The sequence below is a fragment of the Streptosporangiales bacterium genome (assembly GCA_009379825.1).
In the GTDB taxonomy this organism is placed as follows: Bacteria; Actinomycetota; Actinomycetes; order Streptosporangiales; family WHST01; genus WHST01.
Genome location: WHTA01000152.1, coordinates 1 through 5,317, shown reverse-complemented (window position 1 = coordinate 5,317; position 5,317 = coordinate 1). Strand labels below are relative to the sequence as shown.

6 protein-coding genes are annotated in these 5,317 nt (G+C 70.9%); 5 read left to right on the top strand and 1 reads right to left on the bottom strand.

The annotated features are described in order from the left end of the window. From GEV07_30655 to GEV07_30635, 5 genes are all read left to right on the top strand, one after another. A partial coding sequence (locus GEV07_30655; protein MQA06870.1) for a divalent metal cation transporter occupies nt 1-728 on the top strand: 728 nt, incomplete at its 5' end. Beyond that, nucleotides 725-1,261 (top strand): alcohol dehydrogenase catalytic domain-containing protein, encoded by a 537-nt coding sequence (locus GEV07_30650; protein MQA06869.1) that lies wholly within the window; start codon nt 725-727, stop codon nt 1,259-1,261. The genes GEV07_30655 and GEV07_30650, both read left to right, overlap by 4 nt. Further along, the gene (locus GEV07_30645) at nt 1,174-1,482 is read left to right on the top strand and encodes a hypothetical protein (GenBank protein MQA06868.1); all 309 of its coding nucleotides are present in this window, start codon (nt 1,174-1,176) and stop codon (nt 1,480-1,482) included. Before GEV07_30650 ends, GEV07_30645 begins: the two co-directional genes overlap by 88 nt. After that, complete coding sequence (locus GEV07_30640) at nt 1,479-2,687, top strand: D-galactonate dehydratase family protein (GenBank protein MQA06867.1); 1,209 nt, start codon at nt 1,479-1,481, stop codon at nt 2,685-2,687. Before GEV07_30645 ends, GEV07_30640 begins: the two co-directional genes overlap by 4 nt. A gap of 15 nt (nt 2,688-2,702) precedes the next feature. Next, nucleotides 2,703-4,145, top strand: coding sequence for a PQQ-binding-like beta-propeller repeat protein (locus tag GEV07_30635; GenBank protein MQA06866.1), 1,443 nt, complete (start codon nt 2,703-2,705; stop codon nt 4,143-4,145). Here the strand turns inward: GEV07_30635 and GEV07_30630 are convergent. Beyond that, nucleotides 4,142-5,290, bottom strand: coding sequence for an alpha/beta fold hydrolase (locus GEV07_30630; GenBank protein MQA06865.1), 1,149 nt, complete (start codon nt 5,288-5,290; stop codon nt 4,142-4,144). The two genes, GEV07_30635 and GEV07_30630, sit on opposite strands and share 4 nt — an antisense overlap. Nucleotides 5,291-5,317 lie beyond the last annotated feature (27 nt).

Below are 5,317 nucleotides of genomic sequence, written 5' to 3'. Positions count from 1 at the left end.
TCGCGATGTTCGGCCTGACCGGGGTGACCTCGGACGAGATCACGTACTACACGTACTGGTGCATCGAGAAGGGCTACGCACGGTGGGTCGGCCCGAACGACGGCAGCGCCGAGTGGAAGCAGCGCGCGAAGGGCTGGATCAAGGTGATGTACCGCGACGCCGCCCTGTCGTGGGTGGTCTACACCGTAGGCACCCTGGCGTTCTTCATCATGGGCGCGGCCGTGCTGCACCCGGAGGGCCTGGTGCCCCAGGACAACGAGATGATCACCACGCTCTCGCACACCTACACCAACACGCTCGGCGAGTGGGCGAGCATCGTCTACCTGGTGGGTGCGGTCGCGGTGCTCGGGTCGACGCTGTGGGCCGCGCTGCCCGGCTGGGCGCGGGTCGCCGCGAACGCCGTCGCGCTGTGCGGCGGGTTCGACTGGCGCGACACCGCCAAGCGGACGCGCTGGATGCGGCTGTTCACCGTGCTGTTCCCGATCGCCTGGGGTGCGGCGTACCTCTACTTCACCGCGCCGGTGTTCATGATCCAGACCGGTGGGTTCATCGGTGGGCTGTTCCTCGTCGCCGTCACCGTGGCGGCCTGGTACCTGCGCAAGAAGGAGGTCGACGAGGAACTGCGCGGCAGCTCCTGGTTCACCGTCGCCCTGCTCGTCAGCAGCCTGCTCATCGCCGCACTCGGCGTCTACACCGCGCTCAGCGTGTTCGGGCTGACCATCGAATGACGGTACGTACGGCCGTCCTGCACGGCGCGAAGGACCTCAGGCTCGAACGACGTCCCGCCCCTCGGCCGGCGGCCGGCGAGGCGCTCGTCGCGGTCGAGGCCGTGGGGTTGTGCGGTTCCGACCTGCACTACTACCTGGACGGCCGCAACGGCACCAACGAGCTTCGCGGCCCCGCCGTGCTCGGCCACGAGATCGGCGGCACGGTCACGGACGGCCCGGCCGACCTGCTCGGAACCCGGGTGGTGGTCGAGCCGGCCGTGCCGTGCCGGGTCTGCGCCAGCTGTGTGGGCGGCCGCTACAACCTCTGCCAGAACGGCAGCTGCCTCGGCTCGCCGCCGACCGGCTCGCGGCCGCCCGCGCGTTCGGCGTACCCGCGACGCACCCCGAGGACCTCGGTGACCTGCGGGCGGCACTCGGGGTGGAGTGCTCGGGGGCCGCGGCGGCGTTGCCCGGCCTGCTGGCGGCGACCGAACCCGGCGGCCGGGTGGTGCTGGTGGGCACCGTCCGTACGGGCGACGTCCCTGCGCCGTTGAGCATCGTCCAGCGGTACGAGGTCGACCTGGTGGGCACCTTCCGTTACGCGGCGAGCTTCCCCGCGGCGGTGGACCTCGTGCAGCGCGGCGCGGTGGACGTCGCCGGGCTGGTCACCGCGACCTTCCCGCTCGACCGGGCGGACGAGGCGTTCCGGCACGCAGCGAGCGGCGCCGGGCTGAAGACCATCGTGGACTGCACGAGACAGGGGGAACGAACATGAAGATCGCCGACGTACGGGTGCTCGTCACGTCGCCGGGACGCAACTTCGTCACCGTGAAGGTCACCACGGACGACGGGCTGACCGGCGTCGGCGACGCCACCCTCAACGGCCGGGAGCTCGCGGTGGCCACGTACCTCACCGAGCACGTGCGCCCGCTGCTCCTCGGCCGCGACGCCGGCCGGATCGAGGACACCTGGCAGTACCTGTACCGCGGCGCGTACTGGCGCAGGGGCCCGGTCACCATGACGGCGATCGCCGGGATCGACACGGCGCTGTGGGACATCAAGGCGAAGGCGGCCGGACTACCGCTCTACGAGCTGCTCGGCGGGCGCAGCCGCGACCGGGTCATGGTGTACGGGCACGCGCAGGGCGCGAGCATCGACGACACCGTGGCGCAGGTCGGGCAGTTCCTGCAGCGGGGCTATCGCGCCGTCCGGGCCCAGACGGCCGTGCCTGGCACCCGCGGCACGTACGGCATCGGCTCCGACGGCGAACGGTACGAGCCCGCGTCGACCGGCCTGCCGGAGGAGACGCTGTGGTCCACGCCCGCGTACCTGAACCACACACCGGAGCTGTTCGCCGCGGTCCGCGATGCGCACGGCTTCGACTTCCACCTGCTGCACGACGTACACCACCGGCTCACGCCGATCGAGGCGGCCGGCCTCGGCAAGGCCGTGGAGCCGTATCGGTTGTTCTGCCTCGAGGACCCCACACCGGCCGAGGACCAGAGCGCGTTCCGGGTGATCAGGCAGCACACCACCACGCCGATCGCCACCGGCGAGGTGTTCAACTCGGTGTACGACTGCCAGCAGCTCGTCACCGAGCGGCTGATCGACTACGTCCGCGCCAGCGTCACCCACGCAGGCGGCGTCACCCACCTGCGTCGCATCTTCGCGCTCGCCGAGCTGTACGGCGTGCGGTCCGGGTCGCACGGCGCGACCGACCTATCGCCGGTCTGCCTCGCCGCCGCACTGCACCTCGACACGACGATCCCCAACTTCGGCATCCAGGAGTACATGCCGCACACCACGGCGACGGACGAGGTGTTCCCGCACACCTACCGGTTCGAGGACGGACACCTGCACCCGGGCGAGGAGCCCGGCCTCGGCGTGGACATCGACGAGGACGCCGCCGCGGAGTACCCGTACCAGCCGGCGTACCTACCGGTTGCGCGGCTCGCCGACGGTTCGATGCACGACTGGTGAACGGCACGCCGTTCCGTGCGGTGGCCGGAACGGAATCGCCGGCCGCGCGTCACCGTGGCAGCATTCGCTGCTGGCAGGCGCGTAACCGGGTCGAGAGGACCATCGTTGAACGGCACCCGTGGTGCGGTCACGGCAACCGCGGCGGTCCTGGCGCTGGCCGGCTGTGGTGGGCTGCCGATACCGTCCGATTCCTCGACCTCCCCGGCCACGTCGGCCACGTTGACACGTGAGGCGCGCTGGCAGCAGCAGATCGCCGACGCGCACACGAGCGGGAGCTTCAGCGGAGCAACCGTGGTCGACGGTGTGGTGGCACTGCAGGGGTCTGAGCACCTGACGGTGTTGGACGCGCGCACCGGGAAGCAACGCTGGCGGCGTCCGGCGGGTTTGGAGCAGCAGGCTACGGTCGCCGACGGTGTGGTGGCGTTCGTGGACCAAAGCGTCGGCGACGACTCGCCGGACCCCGCCCGGGTCGAGGTGGTCGACCTGAAGACCGGCAAGGTGTTGTGGAAGCGCGCCGCGTCGAACGAGGACGGCAGCGTGGCCGCGTTCCGCGACGCCGTCTACACGAGGGACTGTCCTGGCGCCAACGAGACCGGCTGCACCATGTCGAAGCGCGCCCTGCGTACCGGCAAGGCGCTGTGGACAAGACCGGACACCTCCGTCGGCCGGATCGTCGCCTCCGAGGCAGGGCCGCGTCCGGCCGACGGCGGCCTGCGGCCGCCCGCGGAGGGCCGGCTGGTCCCGTACGTACCGCTCTACGGCGAGGGCGGTGACCGGCGGAGGCGAGCGGTCGACGCCCGTACGGGCAAGTCGCTGCGGGCGGCCGTCGCGATGCCGGAAGGCGCCGACCCCAGCTTCCGCGAGAACGTGGCGGTGACGGGGAAGACGCTCGCACACGGCCGCGGGTCGAACGACGACGAGCAGTGCAGGGTTCGCCTGGACGGCTACGACGCGCGCACCGGCCGGCGGAGCTGGCGAGCCGACGTGCGCAGCTGCGTGGTCGAACGGCCGAGCGTCGACTTCTCCCAGTACCACGTACCTGGTCCGGACTCGGGGAGCGTCGTCGTCAACGACGCCGACGGGCGGTTGGCGATACTCGATCTGGACTCGGGCTCGCCACGGTGGACGAGCAGGTCCAAGGCGAAGCCGATCGCCGTGGCTGGCGACTGGGTGCTCGCGCGGGAGTCGCTCGAGTCCGGTCCGTTCAGCGTCTGGAACGTGCGCACCGGTGAGCCCGCCTGGCAGACCGCCGAGGAGGACCGGGTCAGGATCGCGGCGGTGGTCGGCGACTCCGTGGTCATCGACACCGAGAACGACGGCGTCGTAGTGCGTTCCGCGGAGACCGGGAAGGAACGGTTCGCGGTGCCTGGTGAACACCTGATGGGCGCCGGCCCTGGCTGGCTGGTCACCAGCGGGACGGCCGGCGGGACCACGTCGTACTTCGAGCTCGACCGCTAGCGAACGAGGCGGAAGAACGCGCGCAGCTCGGCCACGAACGCGGCCGGCTGTTCCAGAGCGGCGAAGTGGCCGCCGCGATCGAGCTCGTTCCAGTAGCGGATGTCGGTGTACCGGTTGGCCGCCCAGCGACGCGACGGCCGCGGGTTCTCCTTCGGGAAGATCGAGCAGCCGGCAGGCACCTCCACCACGTCGCCGGTGGCCGTGGTGAACCGCTCCTGCACCTGTCTGATGCTCTCCCAGTACAGCCGCGCGGACGATGCGCCGCTCCTGGTGACCCAGTAGAGCGTCACGTTGTCGAGGATCTGGTCGCGGGTGAGCACGTTCTCCGGTTTGCCTTCGCAGTCGGTCCACGACTGGAACTTCTCCACGATCCAGGCGCACAGCCCGGCCGGTGAGTCCACCAGCGAGTAGCCCACCGTCTGCGGCTTGGTGGCCTGCTCGACGGAGTAGCCGTCCTCCCATTTCTGCGCGTGGGCGAGCGCGTCTAGCGCGTCCCGCTCCGCGGCGGTCAGCTCGTCGAAGGTGGCCGGATCGGGCGCGGCGATCGGAGGCGCCAGGTGGATGCCGGCGAGCCGGTCGGGCGCCTGCTGACCCATGCTCGTCGTGATGCTCGTACCCCAGTCGGTGCCGTGGGCGCCGTACCGCTCGTAGCCGAGCCGACCCATCAGCGTGAGCCACGCGGCGGCGATCCGCTGCACGCCCCAGCCAGGCGCGACCGGCTTGTCACTGAACCCGAAGCCAGGCAGCGTCGGGCACACCACGTGGAACGCGTTGGCGGCGTCGCCGCCGTACGCGGTGGGGTTGGTCAACGGTCCGAGCACGCCGAGGTACTCCACGAGCGAGCCCGGCCAACCGTTGGTGAGCACCAGCGGGAACGCGTCCGGATGCGGCGACCGGACGTGCACGAAGTGGATGCCGAGGCCGTCGATCGTGGTGCGGAACTGCGGCAGCTCGTTCAACCGGCTCTCCAGGACGCGCCAGTCGTACCCCTGCTCCCAGTACGTGCAGAGCTCCCGCAGGTACTCGAGCGGCACGCCCTGCGACCAGTCGTCGACGGTCTGCGCGTCGGGCCAGCGGGTGTGCCGCAGGCGTTGCCGCAGGTCCGCCAGCTCCGCATCCGGCACTTCGATGTCGAACGGGGTCATCGATCGCTCCTGTCTGCGGTTAACAGC